Origin of the sequence: Microbacterium esteraromaticum (assembly GCF_017303215.1) — a bacterium.
In the GTDB taxonomy this organism is placed as follows: Bacteria; Actinomycetota; Actinomycetes; order Actinomycetales; family Microbacteriaceae; genus Microbacterium; species Microbacterium esteraromaticum_C.
The window spans coordinates 1,800,000-1,826,476 of the sequence record NZ_JAEMWU010000001.1; the positions used below are offsets into that span (position 1 = coordinate 1,800,000).

Genomic DNA, 26,477 nt, shown 5'->3' on the forward strand with positions numbered 1-26,477 from the left:
TCACTCGCCCGCGGGGGCATCCTCGATCATCACCGGTGCGTCGCCGTCTGCCCAGACCGGCGCGGGCAGCGTCACGACGTCGCCGGCCTGAATGGAGCGGAGTGCGTCGGTGATCTCGTCGGCGTTCTCAGGAACGGGCAGGCCGCACTTCTGCAGCTCCGACACGAACTTCAGCGTCAGGCGCTCCTTGCCCGCCTCGATGGCCTCGCCGGTGGTGCCGTAGCGGATCTCGCTGCCGGTCTGGATATCCGAGACCGTGTCGCACACGTGGTACACCGAGCCGCCGTCCACCCACGTGACCTCGTCCTCGCCGAGCAGCATGATGACCGTCGACTGGTCGGCGGTGTACTGCTCCACCGACGGTGGGTTGAAGTCGGCACCGACGAACACGGCGACACCCGCGAGCACGACACCGAGGATGCCGGCGGTGGCCTTCTGGCCCTTATCCATGTCCTTGTTCAGGAAGATCAGGATCACCAGCGGCAAGAAGGCGATGATCGCGATGATCGCGCCGAGCTGGTTCTGCACGAAGAAGCGCACGGTGTCGGAGCGCCGCGCGGGATCGAGGCGGTTGGCCTTCTTCCATAGCACCGAACCGGTGATGGCGAGAGCCGCGATCACGACCAGCATCACCAGCAGGGTGATGAACGCCCACTGCGGGAACTCGACCGTCGCACCCTGCTGCTCGAGCAGGCCGGTGTCGGCATCGCGCAGCAGAGTGCCGTCAGCGCCGGTGACCACGCGCTGCGGCAGAAGCCAGAAGATCGCCACGGCCTCGCCGGCGATGGCCACGATCCACAGCGCCATCGCGATCCACCGGAATGTGGTCGCCTTCTTCTTCCCCGCGGGGGAGGGCGTCCACTCGCGGTGCTCGGAGCGCGCCGGCGCCTCGGTGTTCGTCGTCTCGTCAGCGCTGTCGGTCACGCGTGCCTCCCAGGGGTGTCGCCCCGAGTTTAGTGGGGAGAGGTGTCGCGGATCGGTACGCTGGAGCCATGAGTTCCGATCCCGAGGACGACGCCCTCAGCTGGGCCGGAGACGACGCGCTCGAAGCGCGACGCCCGGAGCAGCGCACGCCGAAGGCGACGCCGGCAGGCCGACCGAAGTCCGCAGAAGCGTCGGCGGTGGCATCCGACCCGGCGACGTCTGCGGACGCGATGGAGGATGACGGCGACGAGAGCATCGGAACCGTCGCTCTGCTCATGCTCGGCATCCTCGGCGGTGTCTACCTGCTGTACTCGGTGGGCTGGTTCGTCGGCGGGGCCGGGATGCTGTCGAAAGCCATGTTCATGCTGCCCGCGCCGTTCTACTTCGGCAGTCTGGGGATCGCCCTGCTCGCACCGGCGCTGTGGTTCGCCGCCGTGCTCGTCCTGACGCGCGACTCCAAGACCTGGGTGCGTTTCACGGGCCTGATCGTGGGAGCGCTGCTGCTGGTGCCGTGGCCGTTCGTCGTCGCCGGGGGAGGTGCTGCGCTGTGAGCGAGAGCACGACACCTCAGCAGACCGCGCCGGGCAAGCTCAGGTCGGCGATGCACGGCGCCCTCGTCGGGCTGTTCGGCATGGCCTACGCGTTTCTGGTGTGGACCGCGATCTTCTATCTGACACAGATGGCGCAGGCCGGGCTCAGTGGCTATGGATGGGCGGTGCTGCTGCTGCCCGCGCTGGTGCCGATGGTCGTCTTCGTCATCGCTTTGTCGCTCAGTCGACGGCGCTCACTCGGCGCATTCACCCTCGTGATGCTCGCCGGTCTCGGCCTGAGCGCAGTGTTCTGGCTCGACACACTCAGCTACGCGCTGCGCAACGGCGCGTCGTTGCTGAGCTGACCGCTGACCCGACCTGTGGCGCGGCCAGAGCCGGGGCGGACGTCGTGTCACACGGTCGGGACGCGCTCCGTTGCTCGGGTAAAGTGTGTCCCGATTGCGCCCCGAAGGCGTGCGGCGCATCGTCTGACCCCTCCCTGCCGCGCTGCCCCGAAGGATCCCCGTGCCGAATCAGACAATCACCAAGCCCGTCGTCCTGCTCGCCGAAGTCCTCTCGCCTGCGACGGTCGCGGCGCTCGGGCCCGATTTCGATGTACGTGAGGTCGACGGCACCGATCGAGAGGCGCTGTTCGCGGCGCTCGCCGATGCCGACGCGGTTCTGGTCCGCTCTGCGACCCGCATCGATGCCGAGGCGCTGGCGCACGCTCCGAAGCTGAAGGTCGTCGCCCGTGCCGGTGTCGGCCTGGACAACGTCGACATCAAGGCGGCCACGACGGCCGGTGTGATGGTGGTGAACGCGCCGACGTCGAACATCGTCTCGGCCGCCGAGCTCACGGTCGGACACGTGCTGAGCCTCGCCCGCCGCATCCCCGCCGCCCATGCCTCGCTGTCGGCCGGCGCCTGGAAGCGCAGCTCGTTCACGGGCGCGGAACTGTTCGAGAAGACCGTCGGCATCGTCGGGCTCGGCCGGATCGGCGCTCTCGTCGCGGCCCGGCTGAACGCGTTCGACATGCGTGTCATCGCCTACGACCCCTACGTGACCAGCGCCCGTGCGCAGCAGCTCGGGGTGCAGCTGGTCACGCTCGACGAACTGGTCGCCGAGGCGGACTTCCTGACCATTCACATGCCGAAGACCCCCGAGACGACGGGAATGATCGGCGCCGAGCAGTTCGCCGCGATGAAGTCGACGGCGTTCGTGATCAACGTCGCCCGCGGCGGTCTGATCGACGAGGCTGATCTGCACGAGGCCCTCGTCGCCGGCGAGATCGCCGGCGCCGGACTCGACGTCTTCACCTCGGAGCCGCCCGCCGAGGGCAGCACCGCGCAGGCGCTTCTCGGTCTGCCCAATGTCGTGGTGACCCCCCACCTGGGTGCGAGCACCGAAGAGGCGCAGGAGAAGGCGGGCGTCTCGGTCGCCCGATCGGTGCGGCTCGCGCTCGGCGGAGACCTTGTGCCGGACGCGGTCAACGTCGCCGGGGGAGTCATCGACCCGTACGTGCGCCCCGGCATCCCGCTCGTCGAGAAGCTCGGCCAGATCTTCTCGGCCCTCGCGCAGGCGCCGCTGACCAGCCTCGACATCGAGGTGCACGGCGAACTCAACAACTATGACGTCAGCGTGCTGCGTCTGGCCGCGCTGAAGGGAGTGTTCACCAACATCGTCGGCGACACCGTCTCGTACGTGAATGCGCCGCTGTTGGCAGAGCAGCGTGGCGTCGCGGTTCGGATGCTGCAGGATGACATCAGCGAGGAGTACCGCAACGTCGTCACCCTGCGCGGCGCGCTCTCCGACGGCACGCAGCTCTCGGTCTCGGGAACGCTCACCGGGCCGAAGCAGATCGAGAAGCTCGTCGCGATCAACGGCCACGGCATCGAACTGCCGATCGAGAAGCACCACGTCGTGATGATGTACACCGACCGGCCCGGCATCGTGGCCGTGTACGGACAGAAGTTCGGCGAGGCGGGCATCAACATCGCGGGTATGCAGATCGCGCGCGAGGCCGCCGGTGCACAGGCGCTGAGCGTGCTGACGCTCGATTCGCCCGTCTCGGACGAGCTGCTCGAAGACGTCAGCGCCGCGATCGAGGCCGACCTGTTCCGCCAGATCGAGATCGTCGAGGCCTAAACCCTCTTACGGCGTATGCGACGCGGGCTCCGGGGCTTCCGGGGCCCGCGTCGTCGTTGTGACACGCTCGACGAGATCGGCAAGAGCCCGCCCGGTGGGGACGAAGTCGCTGAAGTGCTCAGGTGCGTTGCTGTGGTTCATCAGTGAGTTGTTGAAATAGAGCCCATCGCTGAGCAGCATGACCAGCTCGAGCGCGGTGTCGTCGCGCACGTGCGGGCGGATGGCCTCGGTCCACAGTCGTCGGGACTCGCGCAGGGCGTCGGATGCTGGTGCTGAGCCGCCCTGAGCCAGGCGCGTCACAGCGATCAATGCCCGGTCGAGGGCGTCATCCTCCATCACCGACGTGCGCACGTAGTACGCGATCGGGTGCTCGGGTGACTGACGCATGCGGTCGAGATCGTCATCGGTCAGGCTCAGCAGCCGCTCGATCAGCGCGGCGGCGAGGTCATCCTTCGACGCGAAGTGGTAGAGGAGTCCGCCCTTCGAGACGCCGGCAGCCCGGGCGACGGCATCGAGCGTCGCGGCGCGTTCACCGTCGGTGATCAGGATCTGCACGTACGCGTCGAGGACGCGCTCTCGGGCCAAAGGGGGGCGGGGCATTTCTCTCTCCTCAGCGTGCGTCGATGGGGCGATACGTGTTACTGTACCATCCGGACGGTTCAGTAATCGAAAGGCACCCCATGTCCACAACCGCGACGATCCGACTCACTTCCGAGGACGGCCCGCGCGTCGGCGTCCGCGGCTGGGCCGCGCTCGCCGTGCTGATGCTGCCGGTGCTGCTGGTCTCGATCGACAACACAGTGCTGAGCTTCGCGCTGCCCGAGATCTCCCTTGCGCTCGCCCCGACGGGTGCAGAGCAGCTGTGGATCATCGATTCATACGCGCTGGTGCTGGCCGGCCTCCTGGTCACCATGGGAGTGCTGGGCGATCGCTTCGGTCGCCGTCGGATGCTGTTCATCGGCGCCACAGGGTTCGCCACAGTCTCGGTGCTGGCCGCGTTCGCGCCGACGGCGGGGTTGCTCATCGCCGCCCGTGTCGGGCTCGGATTCTTCGGCGCCATGCTGATGCCCTCGACGCTCTCGCTGCTGCGGTCGGTGTTCCCCAACCGTGATCAGCGTCGACTGGCGATCGCCATCTGGGCCTCGGCCTTCTCTGCCGGTTCGGCACTCGGTCCGGTGGTCGGTGGATTCCTGCTCGAGCACTTCGCCTGGGGCTCCGTGTTCCTGCTTGCCGTGCCGATGCTCATCCCGCTCCTGATCGGAGGCTTCTGGCTGCTGCCCGAGAGCCGTGACCCGAGCCCGGGCCGGATCGACCCGCTCGGCATCCTCATGTCGATGGGCGCGATGGTGCCCGTTGTCTACGCGATCAAGTCGTTCGCCGTCGACGGTCCCAATGCACTCGCCGGCGTGCTGGCGCTGTTGGGTGTCTTCGTGGGCTTCCTGTTCGTGCGGCGCCAGCTGCGCGCCGAGGTGCCGATGCTCGACATGGCGCTCTTCCGGCGCGGTGGGTTCAGTGGTGCGATCCTGGTGAACCTGCTCAGCGTCGTCGCGCTGGTGGGCTTCCTCTACTTCGTGCCTCAGCAACTGCAGCTCGTGCTCGGGCTGTCGCCGATGGTCGCCGGGCTCGCGTTGGTGCCCGGTATGGCGATGATGATCGTCGCGGGGCTCAGCGTGGTGCCGATCTCGCGCCGGGTGTCACCGCACATCGTCGTTCCCGTCGGGCTCTCGCTCTCGGTGCTAGGGTACGTGATCGTCGCCATGACGGCACAGCTGAACAGCGTCGCATGGCTGATGGCGGCGTTCGTGGTGCTCGGGATGGGCATCGGCGCCGCCGAGACCGTGTCGAATGAGCTGATCCTCTCGCACGCCCCGCCGGCGAAGGCGGGAGCGGCCAGCGCCGTCTCCGAGACCGCCTATGAGCTCGGTGCCGTGCTCGGCACCGCCGTGCTCGGTGGCATCATCACGGCCTTCTACCGTGGTGCGCTGGTGATTCCCGAGAACGTGCCCGCCGAGACGGCGGACCAGGCGCGTGAGACCCTTGCCGGGGCATACGCGGCGGCGGAGGGCCTGCCGCCGGCCGTCGGCGATTCCCTCTGGCAGGCGGCGATCCATGCGTTCGACAGCGGCATCGTGACGACCTCGCTGATCGGCGCCCTGCTGGTGGCATCCGCAATGGTGATCAGCGCGATCACCCTGCGACCGAGCCGCGACGTCAAGCGCTGATCACGCGACATGCCAACCGGGCGACATGAGGACAGGGGAGTGTCGTCGCCGGCGCTACGCTGGGAAGCAGTGTCGGCGGCGACCCGCGTCGCCGACCCGCACTGTCAAGGAGACACATGTCGCGCGTCGTGAAGTTGGCTGTCATCCCCGGCGACGGGATCGGCCGTGAGGTCATCGCACAGGCCGAGCGAGTGCTCGACACTGTCACCGCCGACAGTGAGGTGACGTTCGAGAAGACGCCGTTCTCGCTCGGCGCGGACCGCTACCTCGCCACCGGTGACACCCTCTCGGACGAAGACTTCGACGCCATCCGCGCGCACGACGCGATCCTCGTCGGCGCGGTCGGCGGTGTCCCCGGAGACCCGCGTCTGAAGAACGCCAACATCGAGCGCGGTCTGCTGCTCAAGCTGCGGTTCGGACTCGACCACTACGTCAACCTGCGTCCGGCCAAGCTGTTCGCGGGCGCATCCGGCCCGCTCGCCAACCCCGGGGAGATCGACTTCGTCGTCGTGCGCGAGGGCACCGAAGGGCCCTATGTCGGCAATGGCGGCAGCATCCGCACCGGCACCCCGCACGAGGTCGCCAATGAGACCAGCGTCAACACGGCCTTCGGCGTCGAGCGCGTCGTGCGCTACGCGTTCGAGCTGGCCGAGCGCCGGCGCCAGAAGCTCACGCTCGTGCACAAGACCAACGTGCTCGTGCACGCCGGCGCGATCTGGCGGCGCGTCGTCGACGCCGTCGCCGCAGAGCACCCCGATGTGGCCGTAGACTACCTGCACGTCGATGCGGCCACGATCTTCCTCGTGACGGACCCCTCTCGCTTCGACGTGATCGTCACCGACAACCTCTTCGGCGACATCATCACGGATCTGGCAGGCGCCGTCACCGGCGGCATCGGCCTCGCAGCCTCGGGAAACATCAACCCCGACGGCGCCTTCCCGTCGATGTTCGAGCCCGTGCACGGTTCGGCGCCCGACATCGCCGGTCAGCAGAAGGCGGATCCGACGGCAGCGATCCTCTCGGTCGCCATGCTGCTCGACCACCTCGGACTCAGCGACGAGGCGGCGCGCGTGCAGCGTGCGGTCGAGGCCGACATCGCGAGCCGTGACCGCGCCCGCAGCACCACCGAGACCGGCGACGCCATCATCGCGCTGCTGCAGGCGTAATCTGACACTATGCGCACCGCCGCAGCATCCGACGATCCCGCGGCTTCCCGACAGAGGACGAACATGACCGACAGCTCCACTCCCGCCGACACCGCAGCGCTCACGTTCACGGTGACCAAGAACCTGGCCGCGAAGAGCCCTGCTCAGCGCGACGAGGTGCTGGCCAACCCGGGGTTCGGCACCGACTTCACCGACCACATGGTTGACATCTGCTGGTCTGAGAAGGGCGGCTGGCACCGTCCGCGGGTGCAGCCCTACGGGCCGATCCCGCTCGACCCGGCCGCGGCCGTGCTGCACTACGGTCAGGAGATCTTCGAGGGCATCAAGGCGTATCGCCACGCCGACGGGTCGGTGCACACGTTCCGCCCCGACCGCAATGCGGCCCGGCTGCAGCGCAGTGCTCGCCGGCTCGCGCTGCCCGAACTGCCCACCGAGTACTTCGTGCAGTCGCTGCGTGAGCTGATCGCCGTCGACGGTGCCTGGGTGCCGTCCGGTGCCGACCAGAGCCTGTACCTGCGGCCGTTCATGTTCGCCAAAGAGGCCTTCCTCGGTGTGCGCCCGGCCAAGAAGGTCGCGTACTACGTGATCGCCTCTCCCGCCGGCGCCTACTTCAGCGGTGGCGTCAAGCCGGTGCGCATTTGGCTGTCGACGAACTACGCCCGTGCGGGCAAGGGTGGCACCGGCGCGGCCAAGACCGGCGGCAACTACGCGTCGAGCCTGCTGCCTCAGGCCGAGGCCAGCGCCAAGGGCTGCGACCAGGTGGTCTTCCTCGATCAGGACGGCAACGTCGAGGAGCTCGGCGGTATGAACGTCGTGTTCGTGTACAAGGACGGACGCGTGGTCACGCCGCAGTCCGACAGCATCCTCGAGGGAATCACGCGCGACTCACTGTTGCAGCTTGCCGAGGATCGCGGTCTGACCGTCGAGCGCCGAGCGGTCTCGCTCGATGAGTGGCGGCAGGGCGTCGCCTCGGGCGACATCGTCGAGGTGTTCGCGTGCGGCACGGCCGCGGTGGTCACTCCGATCGGCGCGCTCGTCTCGGACGAGTTCGAGGACGAGCAGCCTCTCGGTGAGCTGGCGATGTCGCTGCGCGAGGAGCTCACCGACATCCAGTACGGCCGCCGCGAAGACAAGCACGGCTGGTTGACCCGCCTGGATTGAGCGCGCGCTGCGCGCCTGACGCGCGCTCGCCTGTCTCGCATTGCGCGCCTGATTCGCCGACACCCCTACTTGCCGCCCACACCCCCAGGTGTGGACGCCCGCAGGTGGGGGTGTCGGCGCGAAGTGGGGGTGTCGGCGCGGGGCGACTCGTTCTGCACAATCCACCGATTCGCGCGGATCGCGTGAGCGGCTGTGGAGAGCGCGTGATTCGGGGAGACCGGCGTACATCCTGTGGGGATGCGTCGCCGTATCGACATTCCGCAAGCACGAGCGCTGGTGCTGTCTCGACATCAGGTGCTGGCCTCCGGCTATAGCGAGCGTCAGATGCGCTCGGATCTCGACTCCGGTCGGCTGCTTCGTCTGCACCGTGGCAGCTACGTACTGCGCAAATCTGGGACGAACTGTGGTGGGAAGGACGTCATCTGCTCCGCGTGCTCGCGGTGCACGCCGCGAGCCCGGGGCCCGGCCCGGTGTTCACCCATACCTCGGCCGCGGCGCTGTGGGGTCTGCCGCTGTACCGTGTCGGGGCCGCACCGGTGCAGGTGCTGGTTGACGGGCAACGCCACAGTCGCGTGATCGCGGACGTCATCCGCCGCGACATGAAGGTGGATCCCGCCGACATCGTCGAGATCGACGGCATCCGCGTCACATCGCCGACCCGCACCGCGATGGACATCGCGCGCACGTATCCGTTCCCGGCGGCGGTCGCCTGCGCCGACGCCGCGTTGCGCCGTGCGGCGGTCGACGATACATCGTGGATGCTGAAGCCGACGCCGCATGGCGTGAGGACGCCGCTCGGCTCGCGACGCCTGGGCTGCGCGGCGTACGGCAGGCTCGTCGCGCGCTGGAGTTCGCCGACGGGCGCGCGGATCTGCCGGGCGAGAGCGTCAGCCGGGCGCACCTGCACACGCTCGGGTTCCGTGGCTTTGACCTGCAGGTACCCGTCACCGGCTCGGAAGGTCAGCAGTACTGGCTCGACTTCGCCTTTCCGCGTGCACGGTGCTTCGGCGAGTTCGACGGGGCGGCGAAGTACACCGAGCCTGCGCTCAGAGCTGCTCCGTCGGCACAGCAGGCGGTGCTTGACGAGAAGAGCCGCGAAGATGACGTGCGCGGCGTCACCGGGTGGCGGTTCGCCCGGTGGGGTCACGATCACATTCGCACCGCGGATGTTCTGGGGGCGCGTCTCGCGGCCTTCGGTGTCCGTCCGCCCGGGTGAGGCCGGCCCCGCCGCGTTCGTCTCACCCCGCCCCGCCCCGGCTCGCCCCGCCGCGCCGGCTTCGCCGACACCCCCATCTGGCGTCGACACCCCCACCTGCGGGCGCCCATAACTGGGGGTGTCGACGCGAAGTGGGGGTGTCGGCGGTGGACAGCGGGAGCGATGGACAGCGGGGACGGGCCAGGAAGGGGCGGGGCGAGCCGCGTGCGAGGGTGGCGGATAGGCTGACGGAGTGAAGATCGCGCGCTTCAGCCACAACGACGGCATCCGCTACGGCATCCTCGACGATTCAGACCTGGTCGTGCTCGACGGCGACCCGATGTTCGCCGGTTACGAACCGACGGGCGAGCGCATCCCGCTCGCCGACGTCGCGCTGCTGGCGCCGGTGATCCCGCGATCGAAGATCGTCTGCGTCGGGCGCAACTACCACGACCACGCCGCCGAGTTCGGCAACGTCGCCCCCGAGGAGCCGTTGCTGTTTCTCAAGCCGAACACGGCGGTGATCGGTCCGGGCGACGCGATCGTACGTCCGTCGCTCTCGGAGCGGGTGGAGTTCGAGGGTGAGCTGGTTGCTGTGATCGGACGCATCGCGAAGAACGTCGACGCGGCGGATGCCCTCGATTACGTGTTCGGTTACACCGTGGGCAACGACGTGACGGCGCGCGACCTGCAGCGCAAGGACGGCCAGTGGACCCGGGGCAAGGGGTTCGACACGTTCTGCCCGCTCGGGCCCGTGATCGAGACCGAGCTCGATGTGGCGTCGTCACGGCTCGAGACGCGGGTGAATGGTGAGGTGCGCCAGCAGGCGCCGCTGACCGACATGATCCACTCGGTCGCCGACATCATCGCCTACGCGTCGGCGGCATTCACGCTGCTGCCCGGTGACGCCATCATGACCGGCACACCGGCCGGTGTCGGCGAGCTGGTGGCGGGAGATGTCGTCGAGGTGGACATCAGCGGCCTGGGTGTCATGCGCAACACGGTGCGCGACGCGGCGCCCCGATCGTGAGCGCGATCACCGCCGAGGCGCTGCCGGGACTGCAGCGCCGTACAGTTCTCATCCTCTCGCTTGGCCAGGTGCTTGGCGGCATCGCCTTCGGAGCGACAGTATCGCTCGGTGCTCTGCTGGCTGCCGACCTGTCGGGGGATGATGCGCTGTCGGGCCTGGCGACGGCATCCGTGACGCTGGGGGCGGCTGCGTTCGCGATCCCGCTGGCTCGCTTCGCCGCGCGTCGGGGTCGACGACTGTCGCTGACGGCCGGCAATCTGTTCGCCCTGATCGGCATCGGGGTGGTGATCCTCGCGGCGGCGCTTCGGGTGTTCCCGCTGCTGCTTGTGGGAATCATCATGATCGGCATGGGTAACGCCGGCAACCTGCAGTCCCGCTTCGCGGCGACCGACCTGGCGGCGCCCGAGCACCGCGGACGCGATCTGTCGATCGTGGTCTGGTCGACGACGATCGGCGGCGTGACCGGGCCGCTGCTGCTGACCCCCGGTGAGGCGCTCGGGCAGATGGTGGGAATGCCTCCGCTCACCGGCGCATATCTGTTCTCGCTCGTGGCGCAGGCCACGGCGCTCGTGCTGTACCTGGTCGCGTTGCGACCCGACCCGCTGCTGACGGCCCTGAACCTGGCGTCGATGCCCTCGAAGGCCGCCGCGCTCGGCTCTGACATTGATCGGCCGATCACGGCGCGCTACGCGATCTTCGCCGTGTCGGGGTCGCACGCGGTCATGGCGTCGGTGATGGCGATGACGCCGATCCACCTCTCGCACATGGCGCACCGTGCCGGTGGTGATGCCACGACGAGTACCGATGTCACGTTGCTCGTCGGCGTGACGATCGCGTTGCACGTGGCCGGCATGTACGGCCTGTCGCCGGTGTTCGGCATCCTCGCCGATCGGTGGGGCCGTGTGCGGGTGGTGCTGCTCGGCCAGGGGATGTTCGTGGTCTCGTTGCTGTTCGCGATCTTCGCGGGCGAGAACGCCGCCGGTGTGATCGTTGCCCTGATCCTGCTCGGGCTCGGGTGGAGCGCGGCGACGGTGGCCGGTGCGGCCTTGCTGACCGAGTCTTCGACCGTGCAGATGCGTCCGCGTCGTCAGGGGCTCAGCGACTCGCTGATGAGCCTTACCGCCGCGGCTGGCGCCGCGGGGGCGGGTCTCGTGCTGACGCAGTTCGGGTATGGCGGGCTCGGCGTGGTGGCGCTGGTGATCGTGATCGCGATCATCGTGCTCTCGCCGCTCGGGCGGATCCGCGAGGCGTGATGGCACGCACCGCGGGGCGTGGCACAGCTTCGGAGATCTGCATATCTTCGGACCGCCACGCCTGTGGCATCCGATGTTGTGCCGAACTCCGTCGCTACGCAGGCCTCCATGGGGACGCGCACCGGTGAGCTGGGCCGGAACCGGCGACGCGTACGCCGCCTCGTACGCGCAGCTCTGCGCGGGCACGGGGGAAGTGCTGCGTGCGCACGTCGGTGTGCCCGGCGGGCGGTCGCTGCTCGACGTCGGCGCCGGTGACGGCACGCTCGCGGCGGCCTGGTCGGATGCCGGATGGCGGGTCACCGCGGCGGAGCCTGAGGCGAGCATGCGCCGGGCGGCCACGCTGCAGCATCCGACCCTGACGATCACGGCGGACGCCCTGCCCGCGCTGTCGTTCGACGACGGCGCGTTCGACGTCGTCGTCGCGAACTTCGTGCTGAACCATGTGTCTGATCCGTCTGCTGCGGCGTCTGAGCTGCGCCGTGTGGCTGCGGGAACCGTGGCCGCGTCGATCTGGTCGGCGTCGCCGGCGTCGCTGTGGGGCGAGGTGACCACGCGGGCCGGGGTGATGCCACTGGCGGGTGCGCGGCTGCCTGCCGACAAGGACTTCGAGCGCACGGCATCCGGTTTCGAGCGCATGCTGCGCGGCGCGGGCTGGGAGCCCGTCGTTGCCGAGCACACCTGGACGTGGCGTCCCACGCCCGAGATGCTGTGGCGATCGGTCGTCGGGGGAGTTGCCGGGGCCGGCGCGCTCTACGCGACGCTGTCGGATGCCGACCGTCGGCGCTATCGCCAGGCGTTCGACGCGGTCATCGACGAACGCCGCGACGGTGAGGTGATCCCGCACGTGCAGACCGCGGCCGTTGCGGTGGATCATCGGGGCGGGCAGGCCCGGTGAGAGGCATCGGGCACGGATAGAATCGAGGGGATATGGCTACTGTGCATCCCCTCACCACCACCGCGACCGGTTCCGACGTCCGCGTACGCTTCTGTCCTTCGCCGACCGGCCTGCCGCATGTCGGCATGGTGCGCACGGCGCTGTACAACTGGGCATACGCGCGCCACAACGGCGGCAAGCTGATCTTCCGCATCGAAGACACCGACGCGGCCCGTGACAGCGAGGAGAGCTTCCGCCAGCTGGTCGACGCGCTCACCTGGATGAAGATCGACTGGGATGAGGGGGTCGAGGTCGGCGGGCCGCACGCCCCGTATCGGCAGTCGCAGCGCCACGACATCTACCGTGAGGTCATCGACAAGCTGCTGGCGACGGGCGCGCTGTACGAGAGCTACTCGACGGCCGAAGAGATCGACGCGCGTAACGAGGCGGCGGGCCGCGCCAAGCAGCTCGGCTACGACAACTTCGACCGCGATCTCACGGACGAGCAGCGCGCGGCGTTCCGCGCCGAGGGCCGTCAGCCGGCCCTGCGCCTGCGCGTGCCCGATGAGGACCTGACCTACGACGACCTGATCCGCGGCGAGGTGACCTTCCCGGCCGGCTCGTTCCCCGACTTCGTCGTCGTGCGCCCCAACGGTGTGCCGCTATACACGTTCGTGAACCCGGTCGACGACGCCCTGATGGGCATCACGCACGTGCTGCGCGGTGAAGACCTGATGCCGTCGACGGCCCGTCAGCTGGCGCTGTACGACGCGCTGATCCAGGCCGGCGTCACCACTTTCGTGCCGCGCTTCGCGCACATGCCGCTGGTGCTCGGTGAGACCGGCAACAAGAAGCTCTCCAAGCGTGACCCGCAGGCAGATCTGTTCCTGCACCGTGAGCGTGGGTTCATCCACGAGGGCCTGCTGAACTACCTGGCGCTGCTGGGCTGGTCGATCGCACCCGACCGCGACGTGTTCTCGCTGAGCGAGTTCATCGAGGCGTTCGACATCGTCGACGTCAACCCGAACCCGGCACGCTTCGACCAGAAGAAGGCTGAGTCGATCAACGGCGACCACATCCGCATGCTCGAGGGCAAGGACTTCGCCGAGCGGATGCTGCCGTACCTGGCCGACGCCGGTGTGTTCGGTGGTGCCGAGCCGACGCACGAGCAGATCGTGCTGGCCTTCCGCGCGGCGCCGCTGGTTCAGGAGCGCATGCAGCTGCTGGGTGACGCGCCGGGCATGCTCGGCTTCCTGTTCACCGACGAGGTGACGTATGAGCCCGACGCCATGAAGGGGCTTCCGGCGAACGCCGCCGAGGTGCTGACCGCGTGCGTCGCGGCTCTCGAGCCGGTCGAGGAGTTCACTCCGAATGCTGTGCAGCAGGCGCTCTCGGAGGCGCTGATCGACGGGCTCGGGCTAAAGCCGCGCGTGGCGTACGGTCCGCCGCGGGTCGCGCTGAGCGGTCGCCGGGTGTCGCCGCCGTTGTTCGAGTCGATGGAGCTGCTGGGCAAGGACGAGACGCTGCGTCGACTGCGCGCTCTCGCCGATCACCTGGCGTGACGCACGAGACGGCGCAGCTCATGATTCCCACGGCCGAGGCGGATGTCATCCTCGGTGAGCTGGGGGTTCTGCTTCTGGAGTGCGGTACGTCCGTCACGGATGTGCGCGGCACCTTGGAACAGGTGAGCCGTATTGCAGCGCCCGGGGTGTCGGTGGAGTTCGCCATCTTGCCGGAGATGGTGATGGTGAGCCGGCCGGGTTCTTCTGCGGCGACCACGACCGTGATCGGCAAGGGTGAGGCCCTGACGTTCCGTCAGTCGGCGCGGGCGAGCCGCCTGGTGCGCGACCTCGAGTCGGGTGCCGTCGCGTTGGAGGATGCCCCGCAGCGTATCGCTGCCATCCGCGCGACGCCCCGGCATCTGCCTGGCGTACAGAGCGTGCTGGGCTGTGGGCTGCTGTCGTTGGGGCTGGCGGTGCTGTTCCGCTGCCCGTGGTGGGCGGCGGTGCTGGCGATGCTCGTGGGCGCCATCGTCGGCGGCCTGATGCTGGTGATGATGCGGGTGCGTGCGGCCGCGGCCGTGGCCCCGTTCGTGTCGGCGTTCGTGTCGACGGTGCTCGTGGGGTGGGCGGCGGGGCTGCTGGATCTCGGGCCGGTACCGCTGTTCGCGGTGTGCGCGCCGATCGCGATCCTCGTGCCGGGCGCACTGATCACGAACGCCCTGCTGGAGCTGACCTCGACCGACATCGTGACCGGGGCGTCGCGCCTGATGTACGGGCTCATCATGCTCGCCTTCATGGCGGCCGGTGTCTATTCGGGTGCCGCGCTGACGGGGCTGAGTGTCGATTCGGCGTCGGCTGCGCTGGTCGGCGACGCCGTGCAGCTTTCGGGTGATGGTGGGGGATGGACGGCATTGCCGCCGCTGTGGATGTCGTGGTTCGCCGTCGTGGTGCTGGCGATCGGCATCGGCCTGGCCTTCGGGTCGGGCGTGCGACTGACGGTGGTGTGCATCGTGGTGATGACCGGCACGTATGCGGTGCTCGCCGCGTTCAGCGCGCAGGTGGGCAACGTGGTGGCGATGGGTATCGCTGCGGCGATCTTGTTCGTCGCGGCGCGTGTGCTGGAGCGTGTGACGCTGGCGATTCCGGCCACCGTGTCGTTCCAGCCGGCGTTCCTGCTGCTGGTGCCCGGAACGATCGGGTTGGTCTCGCTGGCGAGCTTCGACGCGCAGGCGCTGGCGTCGGCGCCGATGATGTTCTTGAGCCTGTGCATCGGCACGAAGGTCGGCGCACTGCTGGCCGACCTGGCACGGATCACGCGTTCGACGGTGTTCCGATACTGGGTGCGCCCCGCCCGCATGGGGGAGCTGTGATGGCCTGTGGTTGCCGCACACGCGCGACGCGCCCGGGCTGTGCGCACCGATTCGCCATCCGGGCATAGCTCGGGTAAGCTTGTATCTCGGTGCGGGGCCCAGGTTCCGCCCTTGGGGTATGGTGTAATTGGCAACACGGCTGATTCTGGTTCAGTTGTTCTTGGTTCGAGTCCAGGTACCCCAGCCAACAGATAGGCCCGGAATTCCGCAGCAAGGCGGAAGATCCGGGCCTCTGTCGTTTCTCCCGAGGTATCGATCATCGCGAGGCATGTTCAGCTCTGTCGCCCCGGCGCCCGCAGATAGAGTCTCCAGCATGGAAAGCGATGGTTCGACTCCCGCTGAAGGCCTTGGCGCCGCATCGGCATCGCAAGAAGCCAACGCCCGTCACCTGCCGCGGCCGAAGCGCTACTGGGTGATGCTGGGGCTCTTCCTGTCTGTCTTCGCGCTACTTCCGTACATGACCGGCCTACCCGTTGTGGTGCAGTTTGTCGCACCCGTGCTTCTGGTGCTGCTCATCGCGCTCGTCGCGGCCCGGAAGCAGCCGACCGCGGTTCGACAGATCAAACCATCCGGGCGCATGGTGCTGCAGATTGCCGGGTTCGCGGCCCTCGTCGGAGTCGTGGCGGGAGCCAGCCGTGGCGCCTATGCAGCGCAGGGCTGGTGGTGGGCACCGCTGGCCGCCGCCGTAATCCTGTTCGGGGTCGTCGTCACGCTAGGCCCGCTGATGGATCGTTCCTGGGCTCGCCGCGTGCGCACGGCGCCGTTCGACCGAAACAGAGCGACAGCGATCCGCATCTAGCCGGCCTACCACCGTGCGGGCGGCCCCACGCCACTGGCACCCGGCCGCCCGCACGATGTGTCAGAACGCGTCGGGGTAGAGCTGGTGGGCGATCGTCTCGACGGCGTCGATGTTGCCGATCGTGCCCGGGTAGAAGTCGCTCTGCGGCACCGCGATCAGCAGGTCGTTCTGCACGGCAGTGACGTCGGGGAACGTCGCACGCAGGTACTCGACGACACGCTCATGCTGTGCGTCGCTGGTAACGCCGAACACGATGGCGTCGGGGTTGCGGCTGACGATCTCTTCAGGGGTGATCTCGGCCGAGAAGAAGTCGGCGAACTCGGGGGCATCCGGGTTGAAGACGTTGTCTCCGCCGGCGGTGCGGATGATGTCGTACTCGATGCCGGCTCCGATCGCACCGAGCATGTTCCCCTCCGACCAGATCTCGGCGACCGTCAACGGCTCCTGATCGCGGACCGCTTCAGTGACAGCATCCAGGCGCGCCTGTGCGTCGGCGGCGAGGTCGGCGGCGAGATCTTCGGCGCGCAGAATCTTGCCCAGGTTCTCGATGTCGGTGAGCAGATCGGTGACCTCGGCGCTCGACCGGCGCTCGGCGCAGCCGCCGGTCGCCACGTATGCCTGCGCGCCATTGTCGGCGAGCTGTTCGATGCTCGCGAAGCCCTGCTCGGCGGTGAACTCGTACTCGGTGGGTGAGACCACCAGATCGGGGGCGACCGACAGCAGATCCTCACGCGCGGGCGGGGCATCGGTGCTGAGTACCGGAACATCGGCGGCCAGCGAAGCGACATCCGCAGGCAGCTCGGACGTCGCCACCTGCGCTTGCCCGGCCAGCTGATCCTGCGCACCGAGGCGCAGCAGCAGATCGGTCTGCGACGGCATCAGGCCGACGACCGCTTCGGGTGCGTGTGCGAACGTGAGCTCACGCCCGCAGTTGTCGATCGTGACCGCCTGCCCGTGCGATTCCGGTGCGTCGTCACCCGCAGGAGCGACGGCCGATCCGCAGGCGGTCAGCACGATCGGTGTCATCGCGAGCAGACCCAGCAGTGCCGTGCGGCGTCCGCCGCGGGAGCGAGCGCGCGGCGGGTGCGCGGGGGGAGTGTTCATCGGGTGGTTTCCTTTCTCAGGGATGCGCTGTGCATCAGGGATGCACTGTGCGTGTGGATGCACGGTGTTCCGGCGTGCGGGCGAGTGCGTCGAACAGCAGATGGCGTTGCGCTGTTGCCGGGTGGGTGATGGCTGTCGACTCGACCGCGAAGACGGTGCGGATCAGGTCGGGGGTGAGGATGCTGTCGGGGGATCCGAACGCGACGAGTTCTCCGGCCGCCAGTACGCCGACCGCGTCGCAGTGGGTCGCGGCGAGATTGAGATCGTGTAGCGCGACGAGAACGGTGCGTCCGCTGGCACGCACCAAGTCGAGCAGTTCCAGCTGGTGCGCGATGTCGAGGTGATTGGTCGGCTCGTCGAGCACCAGCACCGGGGTGTCCTGCGTCAGCGCACGCGCGAACAGCACGCGTTGACGCTCGCCGCCCGACAACGCCGAGAACGCGCGGGATGCCAGATGCTGCGCGCCCACCCGCTCCAGTGCGTCGAGCGCGATCGCGACGTCTGCGGCGGAGTCGCGACCGAAGCCACTGCCGTGCGGGATCCGCCCGAGCAGCACGAGCTCGAGCACGGGGATCTCGAACTCCTCGCTGTGCTCCTGCATCATCACCGCGACGCGCTGTGCGACCTGCCGGCGCGTCAGGTCGTGCGCCGAGACGCCGTCGAACCGCACGTCTCCCGCTGCCGGCGCATCGATGCCGGCGATCGCGCGCAGCAGGCTCGACTTGCCGCTGCCGTTCGGGCCCAATAGCCCCAGGACGGATCCGGATGCCACGTCGAACGAGACGCCGTGCACCACGGTGCGCGCTCCGCGCCGGGCCTGGAGCTTCTCGACCTGCACCCTCATCGGTTCATCCCCATCCGGTCGGCGCGTTCGCGACGCAGCAGCCATAAGAAGAACGGGGCTCCGACGAGCGCCGTCAGCACGCCCAGGGGGATCTCGGAGGGCGCGGCCAGCGTGCGCGCCAGCAGATCGCACGTGGCCAGGAAGACGGCCCCGCCGAGCAGGGCCACCGGTAGCATCCTGCGGTGGTCGGATCCGACGATGATCCGCGCCACGTGCGGCACCACCAGGCCGACGAAGCCGATGCCGCCCGAGACGGCGACGACCGCACCCGTCAACAGCGCCGTGGCGATGAGTGTCGTCGTACGCAGCCGGTTGACGTCGATGCCCAGTGCGCGCGCCGCATCATCGCCGGCCAGCAGCGCGTTGAGCTGTCGTGCGTGGGTCATTGCGAAGGCGGCGACGGTGAGCAGCGCCAGGGCCGGCAGCAGCAGTTGCGGCATGGTCGCGGCCGAGACCGAGCCGAGCAGGAAGAACATGATGCTGTAGACGTTCTGCGCGTCGGTTGAGATCGTCAGATAGCTGGTGATCGCGCTGAACAGGGCGCCCAGGGCGACGCCGGCCAGGATCAGCCGCTGCGGGGCGATCCGCCCGGCCTTGCGTGCCAGCAGGTAGACGGCGGCGGTGGCGATCATCGCTCCGGCGAAGGCGGATGCGCTGATGCCGAGGGCGCTGATGCCCAGCCCGAGCACGATGAACGAGACCGCACCGACACCCGCTCCGGCCGAGACGCCGAGGATGTATGGCTCGGCGAGCGGATTGTGCACCACGGCCTGGATGAGGGCCCCCGCCAGGGCCAGAGAGGCTCCCGTCAGCGCAGCCAGTGCAGCGCGCGGCAGACGGAACTGCCACACCGCGTTGTCCTGCATCGTGGTGAGCGATCCGTCGCTCATCCAGGGCATGCCGGGTAGCAGATGGCCGGTGACGATCTTCAGTGCGTCCAGCGCAGAAACGCTGATCGCGCCGATGCTCACCGAGATCAGAAGCACACCCAGCAGAGCGACCGAGAGCACGGGAACGAGTACGGTCGCGGCCTTGGTGCCGGGGAGGCTCGGCTGACGGGTCTCGGTACGCGAAGGGGGCATGGTCTCGGATCCTATTGCGAATGAGAACCATTCTCAACTACGCTCCGACACGGTGCACGAACAAAGACGGCACCATCGACGACCGAACAAGCGACCCGAATAGACCACCGAACAGGAGCACGCCGCATGATGATCGTTCGCGAGCTGTGGCGCGAGGCGGCCCGATCGCCCGCACTTCTGGCGGGTGCCGTACTGTGCCTGCTGCTCGCCTCGGCGACCTACCTTGCGCAGGCGTTCGCCATCGCGGGGGCGCTCGCCGCCGTCGTCTCCGGCGATGGCTCGCGAGTACTCGCAGCCCTCGCCGCGATCGTCGGCGTGGCAGTGGTGCGGATGCTGCTCATGCTGCTGCAGGACACGCTCGCCTCCCACCTCGGCGGGCACGTGCGGGTTGTGCTGCGGCGGCGCACGCTGCGGACCGCGCTCACGGCGACACGACTGCACGATCCGACCGGCCGGGATGGAGCGATGCGCGCCGCACTGACGGACGGCGTGGACGGGACCGACGCGTATGTGTCGAAGTACATCCCGGCCCTGGCGCTCGTGTTCCTGGCATGTCCGATGGTCATTGCGATCCTCGTCGTGGTCAACCCCTGGGCCGGGCTCAGTGCTGGTCTCGCCGTGGCACTGGCGCTGATCGGGCCGCTCGCGTGGAAGCGCATGATGGCGCGCAGGGGGCTGGATCACTGGGACTCGTACGAGGCGCTGGGTGCTGACTACCTCGATGCCCTCCGCGGCATGGCGATGCTGCGCGCTCTCGGTGATGTGCCCGGAACCCGAGCCCGCCTGCAGGAGCGATCCGAGGCGCTTCGCAGGGCGACCGAGCGGGTGATGCGCGGCTCGCTCGCTGAGACCGGCGTGATCGATGTCGCCATCCAGGGTGGCACTGTTGCGGCCATCATGATCGCTGTCGTTCAGGCGGCATCGGGTCAGCCACCCGCCTTCGAGACCTATCTCGTCCTGCTTCTCGCGTCTGAGGCGTTCCGTCCGATCCGTGACCTGTCCCGCCAGTGGCATGCCGGGTTCCTCGGCCTGACGGCGGTACCCGCGCTACGGTCCCTCGGCGCCTTCCACGCAGACCCCCCGACCGCACCGGCCGCCGAGCCGCTGGCATCCGATCGCCCGCGCCCGGCGGGGCTTCGCGGGCCCGCCGATCGGCTCGACGTGCGCGGAGTCCGCTACCGCTACCCGACCGGTGATGCCGATGTGCTCGACGGCGTCGACCTGGTCGCCCGTACCGGGACACTGACCGCGATCGTCGGTGCATCCGGCGCCGGCAAGTCGACGCTGCTCGACGTGCTGCTGGGGCTGATCCGTCCCCATGAGGGCAGCAGCACACTCGACGGGCGTCCGCTACGGCCCGACGACGTGGCCGTGCTTTCGCAGCGTCCGGTGCTCTTCGCCGGAACGGTGCGAGAGAACCTGTGCGTCACCGGCGCGCGCACCGACGCAGAGCTGGTGGATGCCTGCCGCGCCGCGGGGGTGCTCGATGAAGTGCGGGAGCTTCCCGGCGGGTTCGACGCCGTGGTGTCCGAGGCGGGGATGAGCTTGTCTGGTGGGCAGAGGCAACGGCTGGCGCTCGCGCGCGCCCTGTTGGCGCGGCGCCCGGTGCTGCTCGTCGACGAACCCACGAGCGCGTTGGATGCCGCCCGCGCGGCGGACGTGATGACGACGCTGCGTCATGTGGCCGAGGACCGCATCGTGGTGATGGTCACGCATCGGGTCGAAGACCTGCGGTCGACCGACATCGTGGTGCGACTCGCACACGGGCGAACCACGCCCGTCGACTACGCCCAGGAGGTGCCGGTGTGAGCGCAGACGGATCGCCACGCAGCTTCAGCGCACTGCTGCCCGCACTGGCCCCCGAGCGCGGCCGTATCTTCTCGGTCTATCTCAGTGCGACGACCAGCGCGCTGACCCTCAGCGCGCTCGGCGCGCTCGCCGCCTGGGGAGTCGGCCATGCCGTTGTCGAGCGTACTCTGCCCGGCACGGCATGGTGGGTGTGGCTGGTGGTGCTCGTCGCCGCACGGGCCGTGCTCACCTGGCACGAGATGGATCGATCCCATGCCGTCGCCTACCGTGTTCTCGCGCGACTGCGCCTGGTGCTGTTCGACTCCTATAGCCGCAGCGTGCCCGCCCGGCGGCGCGAGCACTCCGGTCGAGCTGCCGCGGTCGCGATGGACGACATCGAGAAGCTCGAGTTCTTCTACGCCCACACCATCGCGCAGGTCGCCGCCGCACTGACCGCCTTCCTCGCGGCGCTGGTCGCCGTCCTGCTCGTACTGCCGCCCGCCGGTGCGGCGCTCGCGGTCGGGGCCGTGCTCGTCGTGGCCACCGTGCCGGTGCTCGCGCGCGCTGCACGCCGCCGCGGCGCCGAGGAACAGCAGCAGCGCGCAGAGCTATCAACCCAGATCGTCGACGCGCTCGGGGCGCTGCGCGAGGTTCTGTCTTACGGGCTCGCCGAAGCGGTGACGACTCAGGCGCTGCGCACAACGCACCGGGCGACACGCGCCGGACGCCGACGCGGCACGATCGGGCAGCTCGTGTCGGGCATCCGCGACCTCATCGTGACCACGACCGTGCTCGCCGTCATCCTGGTGAGCGCGACAGCAGCGGGCGTACTCGGCGGTGACGCGCGCATCTCGCCCGCAACCCTGCCGATGCTCGTGGCCTTGGCCCTCGCCGGCGTCGCCGCGGTCGCAGATGCCGCAACCACCCTCACCCAGCTGCACCCGCTCACCGCGAGCGCCGCGCGCGTCGACCGGGCCCTGCATCGCCCGCCCGTCGTCATCGCCACGGGGCAGGCGCGCCCCGTCCCTAACGGTCCGCTCGGCCTGCGCTTGCGCGACATCACGTTCAGCTACGACGACCGGGTCGAGGCGATCAGCGCCTGGTCCGCCGAGATCGGTCCCGGCGAGCACGTCGGGCTGGCCGGGCGCTCGGGATCGGGCAAGAGCACACTCATCGCGCTCGCCGCCCGCCTATGGCAGCCGACGTCGGGAACGATCGATCTGTTCACGGCCTATGGTCAGACCGTGCCCCTGCGCGACGTCGACGAACACGCACTGCGCAACACCATCGCCTTCGTCGACCAGGAGGCGACGCTGTTCCACGGAACCGTCCGCGAGAACCTGCTGCGCGGCGCCGCTCCGGTCTCGGACGACACCCTGCGCCGCACGCTCGAACGTGTGGATGCCATCGGCTGGGCCCCGCTCGATCTGTCGATCGGCCAGGGAGGCCTCGCACTGTCGGGCGGCCAGCGCGCACGCCTCGCGCTGGCCAGGGCACTGGTACGGCAGCCGCGCATCCTGCTCATCGATGAGGTCACCGCGAGCCTCGACGCCGAAACGGAGCGCGTGATCTCGAATGCGCTCGCCGCCTACCGCGGAACGGTGCTCATCGCCTCGCATCGAAGCGGGACGCTCTCTGCCGTATCTCGCGTGATCACCGTCGACGGCGGGGTGCTGACAGGCACGCCATAGTGATCCGCCGATAGGGTTGATCCGAACCCTGGAGGATGCTGTCGTGACCACCGCCCGCGCACCGCGGAACCGCCGTCGGATTCTGATCATCGCCCTCGCGGGCGTCGCGCTGATCGCCGTGCTGCTGATCGCCTCACTGACCCGGCCGGGTCAGGAAGAGCCCGACGCCACCGCAACGGCGCCGACGGGCCAGCAGACCCCATCAGCCGAAGAGAGTGAAGCACCCCGGGTGCCCGACCTCTCGCGTCGCATCGATGGCGACGTGGCGGCACTCGGCGCCGTGGACGCACCGGTCGTGATGATCGAGTACGCCGACTACCGGTGCCCCTACTGCGGCGTGTTCGCGCTCGACACCATGCCTCAGCTCGTCGCCGACTACATCGACACCGGCAAGCTGCGCATCGAGTGGCGTGACGTCCCGCTGTTCGGCGAAGACTCGTTCAACGCCGCCGTCGCCGCCCGTGCCGCCGGCCAGCAGGGCCTGTTCTGGGAGTACCACCACGCCGTCTACGCGTTCCAGGGCGACTCGCGCAAAGACCTGCCCCGCGAACAGCTGCTCACACTCGCCGAGGAGGTCGGTGTGCCCGACGTGGCGGCATTCGAGACGGCGCTCGACGACCCGGCGCTGCAGCAGGCCGTCGCGGCCGATGCGCAAGAGGCCCAGGCCATCGGTGTGCAGAGCACACCGGCGTTCCTGATCGGCCAGACGCCCGTGATGGGCGCCCAGCCCATCGACGTGTTCCGCCAGGTCATCGACGGCGAACTCGCACGCGTCGGGGAGTGATCGCCGTGGACATCGGCTACATCGGCGCGTTTCTCGGTGGCATCCTCTCTTTGCTCAGTCCGTGCTCGGTCATGCTGCTGCCCGCGTTCTTCGCCTACGCCTTCACCTCGCCCACGAAGTTGATCTCGCGCACCGGCGTGTTCTTTCTCGGGCTGCTGGTCACGCTGATCCCGCTCGGGGTGTTCTCGGGCCTGTTCGGTTCACTGCTGGGTGAGAACCGCGGCGCGTTGATCACGACGGTGGCGGTGCTGGTGATCGTCGTCGGTCTCGTGCAGCTGCTGGGGGTGCCCGTACCCGGGATCTCTCGTTCGCGGCGTGGGGGAGAGGACAGCACCTCGGCGGTCTCGGTGTTCCTGCTCGGTGCCGTGTATGCGGTCGCGGGCGTGTGCACCGGGCCGATCCTCGGATCCGTCCTGCTGATCGCCTCTCTCGGTGGCTCGCCCGTCTACGGCGCCGTGCTGCTTGCCGTGTACGCGCTCGGAATGGTGCTGCCGTTGCTGATCCTGGCGCTGCTGTGGCGCCGGTTCGGGGCGAAGGCGATGACCTGGATGCGCCCGCGCGAGCTGCGCATCGGCAGGTGGCGCAACTCGTGGACCATGATCATCACCGGAGCGCTGTCGATCGCGCTGGGCGCCTTGCTGCTGTTCACCGACGGCACGGCCAACCTCGGCGGACTGGTCGGCATCGACACCCAATTCGCGCTGGAGTCGTCCGTATCGACGATGGCGGCGAGCATCCCCGACTGGTGGTTCGCGATCGGCGCGCTGGTCGTGCTCGCCTCGGTCACCGCCGTGGTCCTGTTACGTGGGCGCGGCGATCGGACGGATGCCGCCGAGAGCGTCGCGCACGTCGACCCGCCCTCACCATGAGCCGGTCGCGGCCCGCGCCACGAGAGGTACGCTGACCGCAGGCGTCAGCAGATCGAGGAGGCCGCCGGTGACCAATCCCGAGCAGAACCCGCAACCGGCCGTACTCACGGCGGGGGAGCCATGCACCGAGGTCGAGGTGCTGACGCCCCGCGAGGTGCCGCTCGGCGGGCCCCGTGCGATGACGGTGTTCCGCACGCTCCCGCAGCGGCAACGTTCCCTCGTGGGGGCCTGGTGCTTTCTCGACCACTACGGGCCCGATGACGTGGCCCGCACGGGCGGCATGGTGGTTCCCCGGCATCCGCACACCGGCCTGGCGACCGTTTCGTGGCTGTTCACCGGTCGTATCGACCATCTCGACTCCAGCGGTGTGTCCGCCGCGGTGCTGCCGGGGGAGCTGAACCTGATGATCGCGGGGCAGGGCATCACCCACCAAGAGATCAGCGCGCCCGACACGGCTGTGCTGCACGGTGTGCAGCTCTGGTACGCATTGCCCGACGCCACCCGGTTCAGCCCGCACCAGTTCACGCACTATGCGCCGCCGCCCGTCGAACTGCCCGGAGCGACGGTGCGCGTGTTCATCGGCAGCCTGGCCGGTTCCACCTCGCCGGTCGATACCCGCACCCCCGACCTGCTTGGCGCCGAACTGGTGCTCGCACCACGCGCCGAGGTGACGCTGAGCGCGCGCCGTGACTTCGAACACGCGGTGCTCGCCGAGACGGGTGATCTCACCCTGAACGGCACCGCCGTCGCTCATCGCTCGCTCGGCTATGCACCGGTCGGCGCAGACACGCTGCGCATCACAGCGGGCCGGGACGGCGCGCGGGCGATCCTGCTGGGCGGAGTACCGCTGGGGGAACAGATCGTGATGTGGTGGAACTTCGTGGGCCGCAGCCACGACGAGATCGCCGAGTACCGTCGGCGGTATCAGGCCGAACTGGGTTTCGACCCCGTCGACCCGAAGGATGCCGGTAAGCCCTCGCTGTTCGGACCATTCGCCGACGGACAGCGACCTCCGCTGCCGGCACCGGCGCTCCCCACCGTACGGTTGCGACCCCGCTCGTGAGGCACGACCCGGCTACGACCGGGTGATCGGCTCTCCACCGGCATCGCGCGGACGCACCGGGTGGTCGCTGAGGATCGATACGCGGTTGAACATGTTGATCGTCAGCGCCACCCACTCGGCGGCGACGAACGCCTCGTCGCCCAGCGTGTGCTGTGCGCCCGAGAGGTCGGCCTTGAGCTCTTCGCTCAACGGCAGGCGGGTGGCGGCCTCGGCGACCGCCAGCGCGGCGCGCTCACGCTCGGAGTACAGCGCCGACTCGCGCCACGCGGGCAGCAGATCGAGGCGCTGCTGCACGATGCCGGCGCCGCGTGCTTCGCGCGAGTGCAGATCGAGGCAGAACGCGCAGGCGTTGAGCTGCGAGACCCGCACCTTGATCAGCTCGGCCTCCTGCAGGGTCAGTCCCAGCCGTTCCGCCTCCTCGGCGATGGCCGCCGAATACGCGGATGCTGCCTTCCAGGCCGCGGGGGACGCCTTGTCGAGGTACGGGCGCATGCTCTCTCCTTGAATCATGAGGGGGTCAACAGCATCCGATCACATTCCGGGGCGCGGCACGACTCCGGCGCCTTCGCGCAACTCGAACACCAGTTGTGTCTCGGTCGCGCGCACGACGTCGTGCACGGTGATCCGCTCGAGCACGATGTCGCGCAGCGCGGCGGCATCCGACACCGCCACGTGCACGATGAAGTCGTCCGCACCCGCGATGTGAAACACCTGCAGCACGCCCGTCGTCGCTGTGAGTGCGTCGAACAGCGCCTCGACACCGATCTTGTTGTGGTTGCCGAGCCGAACACGGATCATCGCCTGCACCGGCGCGCCCACGGCGGCCGGATCGATGTGCGGCCGCGGCGGCGAGACCACGCCCCGCGCGCGCAGCGTGCGCAGCCGGAACGCGCATGTGGATGCCGGAATGCCGACGATCGCGGCGAGTTCCTTCACTGAGGCTTCGGGATGTTCGACGAGGGCGCCGAGGATGCGCAGGTCGAGCGCGTCGACACCGCTGTCCGGCCGCTGTGCTGTGGCCAAGTTCGACTCCCCATCCGGATGGTTGGTTGCTCAACGAGCAAGATCAGCGCCAGCTTAC

Annotated in this window: 25 protein-coding genes and 1 tRNA gene; 19 read left to right on the forward strand and 7 right to left on the reverse strand. The window is 68.9% G+C overall.

Annotated elements, in window-relative coordinates:
* Nucleotides 1-924, reverse strand: coding sequence for a hypothetical protein (locus JF543_RS08220; RefSeq protein WP_179411041.1), 924 nt, complete (start codon nt 922-924; stop codon nt 1-3).
* Nucleotides 925-992: 68 nt separating this feature from the next.
* On the opposite strand from JF543_RS08220, the gene JF543_RS08225 reads away from it, so the two are divergent.
* From JF543_RS08225 to serA, 3 genes are all read left to right on the forward strand, one after another.
* A complete protein-coding gene (locus tag JF543_RS08225; RefSeq protein WP_206823700.1) occupies nt 993-1,475 on the forward strand; it encodes a hypothetical protein in 483 nt (160 codons plus the stop codon).
* Entirely contained in the window at nt 1,472-1,819 is a 348-nt protein-coding gene (locus tag JF543_RS08230) for a hypothetical protein (RefSeq protein WP_179411039.1), read from the forward strand. The genes JF543_RS08225 and JF543_RS08230 overlap by 4 nt, the downstream gene beginning before the upstream one ends.
* A gap of 175 nt (nt 1,820-1,994) precedes the next feature.
* A complete protein-coding gene (serA, locus tag JF543_RS08235; RefSeq protein ID WP_179411879.1) occupies nt 1,995-3,599 on the forward strand; it encodes a phosphoglycerate dehydrogenase in 1,605 nt (534 codons plus the stop codon).
* Between the two features lie 6 nt (nt 3,600-3,605).
* On the opposite strand, the gene JF543_RS08240 is transcribed toward serA, so the two are convergent.
* Nucleotides 3,606-4,199 carry a TetR/AcrR family transcriptional regulator gene (locus JF543_RS08240; RefSeq protein ID WP_179411038.1) on the reverse strand — a complete coding sequence of 198 codons (594 nt, stop codon included), beginning with the start codon at nt 4,197-4,199 and terminating at the stop codon, nt 3,606-3,608.
* An 80-nt stretch (nt 4,200-4,279) separates the two neighbouring features.
* On the opposite strand from JF543_RS08240, the gene JF543_RS08245 reads away from it, so the two are divergent.
* From JF543_RS08245 to JF543_RS08295, 11 genes are all read left to right on the forward strand, one after another.
* The gene (locus JF543_RS08245) at nt 4,280-5,821 is read left to right on the forward strand and encodes an MFS transporter (RefSeq protein ID WP_179411037.1); all 1,542 of its coding nucleotides are present in this window, start codon (nt 4,280-4,282) and stop codon (nt 5,819-5,821) included.
* Between the two features lie 116 nt (nt 5,822-5,937).
* A complete protein-coding gene (locus JF543_RS08250) occupies nt 5,938-6,987 on the forward strand; it encodes a 3-isopropylmalate dehydrogenase (RefSeq protein ID WP_179411036.1) in 1,050 nt (349 codons plus the stop codon).
* A 63-nt stretch (nt 6,988-7,050) separates the two neighbouring features.
* Nucleotides 7,051-8,148 (forward strand): branched-chain amino acid aminotransferase, encoded by a 1,098-nt coding sequence (locus JF543_RS08255; protein WP_179411035.1) that lies wholly within the window; start codon nt 7,051-7,053, stop codon nt 8,146-8,148.
* A 754-nt stretch (nt 8,149-8,902) separates the two neighbouring features.
* The gene (locus JF543_RS08260; protein WP_179411034.1) at nt 8,903-9,364 is read left to right on the forward strand and encodes a hypothetical protein; all 462 of its coding nucleotides are present in this window, start codon (nt 8,903-8,905) and stop codon (nt 9,362-9,364) included.
* Nucleotides 9,365-9,596: 232 nt separating this feature from the next.
* Complete coding sequence (locus JF543_RS08265) at nt 9,597-10,373, forward strand: fumarylacetoacetate hydrolase family protein (protein WP_179411033.1); 777 nt, start codon at nt 9,597-9,599, stop codon at nt 10,371-10,373.
* A gap of 5 nt (nt 10,374-10,378) precedes the next feature.
* Nucleotides 10,379-11,626, forward strand: coding sequence for an MFS transporter (locus JF543_RS08270; protein WP_206824271.1), 1,248 nt, complete (start codon nt 10,379-10,381; stop codon nt 11,624-11,626).
* Between the two features lie 124 nt (nt 11,627-11,750).
* Entirely contained in the window at nt 11,751-12,521 is a 771-nt protein-coding gene (locus JF543_RS08275) for a class I SAM-dependent methyltransferase (RefSeq protein WP_347401127.1), read from the forward strand.
* Nucleotides 12,522-12,553: 32 nt separating this feature from the next.
* Complete coding sequence (gltX, locus tag JF543_RS08280; protein WP_206823702.1) at nt 12,554-14,062, forward strand: glutamate--tRNA ligase; 1,509 nt, start codon at nt 12,554-12,556, stop codon at nt 14,060-14,062.
* Nucleotides 14,059-15,372, forward strand: a complete 1,314-nt coding sequence (locus JF543_RS08285) for a threonine/serine exporter family protein (protein WP_206823705.1) — start codon at nt 14,059-14,061, stop codon at nt 15,370-15,372. The genes gltX and JF543_RS08285 overlap by 4 nt, the downstream gene beginning before the upstream one ends.
* A gap of 112 nt (nt 15,373-15,484) precedes the next feature.
* Nucleotides 15,485-15,559 (forward strand) — tRNA-Gln (locus tag JF543_RS08290).
* Between the two features lie 126 nt (nt 15,560-15,685).
* Nucleotides 15,686-16,171, forward strand: coding sequence for a hypothetical protein (locus tag JF543_RS08295; RefSeq protein WP_206823706.1), 486 nt, complete (start codon nt 15,686-15,688; stop codon nt 16,169-16,171).
* A 60-nt stretch (nt 16,172-16,231) separates the two neighbouring features.
* On the opposite strand, the gene JF543_RS08300 is transcribed toward JF543_RS08295, so the two are convergent.
* Genes JF543_RS08300 through JF543_RS08310 form a run of 3 tightly spaced genes read right to left on the reverse strand, consistent with a single transcriptional unit; the run spans nt 16,232 to nt 19,201 of the window.
* Nucleotides 16,232-17,275 (reverse strand): ABC transporter substrate-binding protein, encoded by a 1,044-nt coding sequence (locus JF543_RS08300; protein WP_206823707.1) that lies wholly within the window; start codon nt 17,273-17,275, stop codon nt 16,232-16,234.
* Nucleotides 17,276-17,309: 34 nt separating this feature from the next.
* Nucleotides 17,310-18,119 carry an ABC transporter ATP-binding protein gene (locus JF543_RS08305; protein WP_206820624.1) on the reverse strand — a complete coding sequence of 270 codons (810 nt, stop codon included), beginning with the start codon at nt 18,117-18,119 and terminating at the stop codon, nt 17,310-17,312.
* On the reverse strand, nt 18,116-19,201 hold the full coding sequence (locus tag JF543_RS08310) for a FecCD family ABC transporter permease (RefSeq protein ID WP_206823708.1): 1,086 nt from the start codon (nt 19,199-19,201) through the stop codon (nt 18,116-18,118). The genes JF543_RS08305 and JF543_RS08310 overlap by 4 nt, the downstream gene beginning before the upstream one ends.
* Nucleotides 19,202-19,327: 126 nt before the next feature.
* Between JF543_RS08310 and JF543_RS08315 the strand changes: the two genes are divergently transcribed.
* From JF543_RS08315 to JF543_RS08335, 5 genes are all read left to right on the forward strand, one after another.
* Nucleotides 19,328-21,010 carry an ABC transporter ATP-binding protein/permease gene (locus JF543_RS08315; RefSeq protein WP_242519418.1) on the forward strand — a complete coding sequence of 561 codons (1,683 nt, stop codon included), beginning with the start codon at nt 19,328-19,330 and terminating at the stop codon, nt 21,008-21,010.
* Nucleotides 21,007-22,680: an ATP-binding cassette domain-containing protein gene (locus JF543_RS08320; protein ID WP_206823709.1), complete on the forward strand. Its 1,674-nt coding sequence runs from the start codon at nt 21,007-21,009 to the stop codon at nt 22,678-22,680. Before JF543_RS08315 ends, JF543_RS08320 begins: the two co-directional genes overlap by 4 nt.
* Before the next feature lie 43 nt (nt 22,681-22,723).
* Nucleotides 22,724-23,464, forward strand: coding sequence for a thioredoxin domain-containing protein (locus tag JF543_RS08325; RefSeq protein WP_179411025.1), 741 nt, complete (start codon nt 22,724-22,726; stop codon nt 23,462-23,464).
* On the forward strand, nt 23,461-24,333 hold the full coding sequence (locus tag JF543_RS08330; protein WP_274368865.1) for a cytochrome c biogenesis CcdA family protein: 873 nt from the start codon (nt 23,461-23,463) through the stop codon (nt 24,331-24,333). Before JF543_RS08325 ends, JF543_RS08330 begins: the two co-directional genes overlap by 4 nt.
* A 67-nt stretch (nt 24,334-24,400) precedes the next feature.
* Entirely contained in the window at nt 24,401-25,396 is a 996-nt protein-coding gene (locus JF543_RS08335) for a pirin family protein (protein ID WP_179411024.1), read from the forward strand.
* Nucleotides 25,397-25,408: 12 nt separating this feature from the next.
* On the opposite strand, the gene JF543_RS08340 is transcribed toward JF543_RS08335, so the two are convergent.
* Complete coding sequence (locus JF543_RS08340) at nt 25,409-25,888, reverse strand: carboxymuconolactone decarboxylase family protein (protein WP_179411023.1); 480 nt, start codon at nt 25,886-25,888, stop codon at nt 25,409-25,411.
* Nucleotides 25,889-25,927: 39 nt separating this feature from the next.
* Nucleotides 25,928-26,419, reverse strand: a complete 492-nt coding sequence (locus JF543_RS08345; RefSeq protein ID WP_206820618.1) for an Lrp/AsnC family transcriptional regulator — start codon at nt 26,417-26,419, stop codon at nt 25,928-25,930.
* Nucleotides 26,420-26,477 lie beyond the last annotated feature (58 nt).

Coding starts and splice junctions, on each gene's coding strand:
- JF543_RS08225 (WP_206823700.1), top strand. CDS start 993: ATGAGTTCCGATCCCGAGGACGACGCCCTCAGCTGGGCCGGAGACGAC.
- JF543_RS08240 (WP_179411038.1), bottom strand. CDS start 4,199: ATGCCCCGCCCCCCTTTGGCCCGAGAGCGCGTCCTCGACGCGTACGTG.
- JF543_RS08245 (WP_179411037.1), top strand. CDS start 4,280: ATGTCCACAACCGCGACGATCCGACTCACTTCCGAGGACGGCCCGCGC.
- JF543_RS08250 (WP_179411036.1), top strand. CDS start 5,938: ATGTCGCGCGTCGTGAAGTTGGCTGTCATCCCCGGCGACGGGATCGGC.
- JF543_RS08255 (WP_179411035.1), top strand. CDS start 7,051: ATGACCGACAGCTCCACTCCCGCCGACACCGCAGCGCTCACGTTCACG.
- gltX (WP_206823702.1), top strand. CDS start 12,554: ATGGCTACTGTGCATCCCCTCACCACCACCGCGACCGGTTCCGACGTC.
- JF543_RS08295 (WP_206823706.1), top strand. CDS start 15,686: ATGGAAAGCGATGGTTCGACTCCCGCTGAAGGCCTTGGCGCCGCATCG.
- JF543_RS08300 (WP_206823707.1), bottom strand. CDS start 17,275: ATGAACACTCCCCCCGCGCACCCGCCGCGCGCTCGCTCCCGCGGCGGA.
- JF543_RS08305 (WP_206820624.1), bottom strand. CDS start 18,119: ATGAGGGTGCAGGTCGAGAAGCTCCAGGCCCGGCGCGGAGCGCGCACC.
- JF543_RS08310 (WP_206823708.1), bottom strand. CDS start 19,201: ATGCCCCCTTCGCGTACCGAGACCCGTCAGCCGAGCCTCCCCGGCACC.
- JF543_RS08315 (WP_242519418.1), top strand. CDS start 19,328: ATGATGATCGTTCGCGAGCTGTGGCGCGAGGCGGCCCGATCGCCCGCA.
- JF543_RS08340 (WP_179411023.1), bottom strand. CDS start 25,888: ATGCGCCCGTACCTCGACAAGGCGTCCCCCGCGGCCTGGAAGGCAGCA.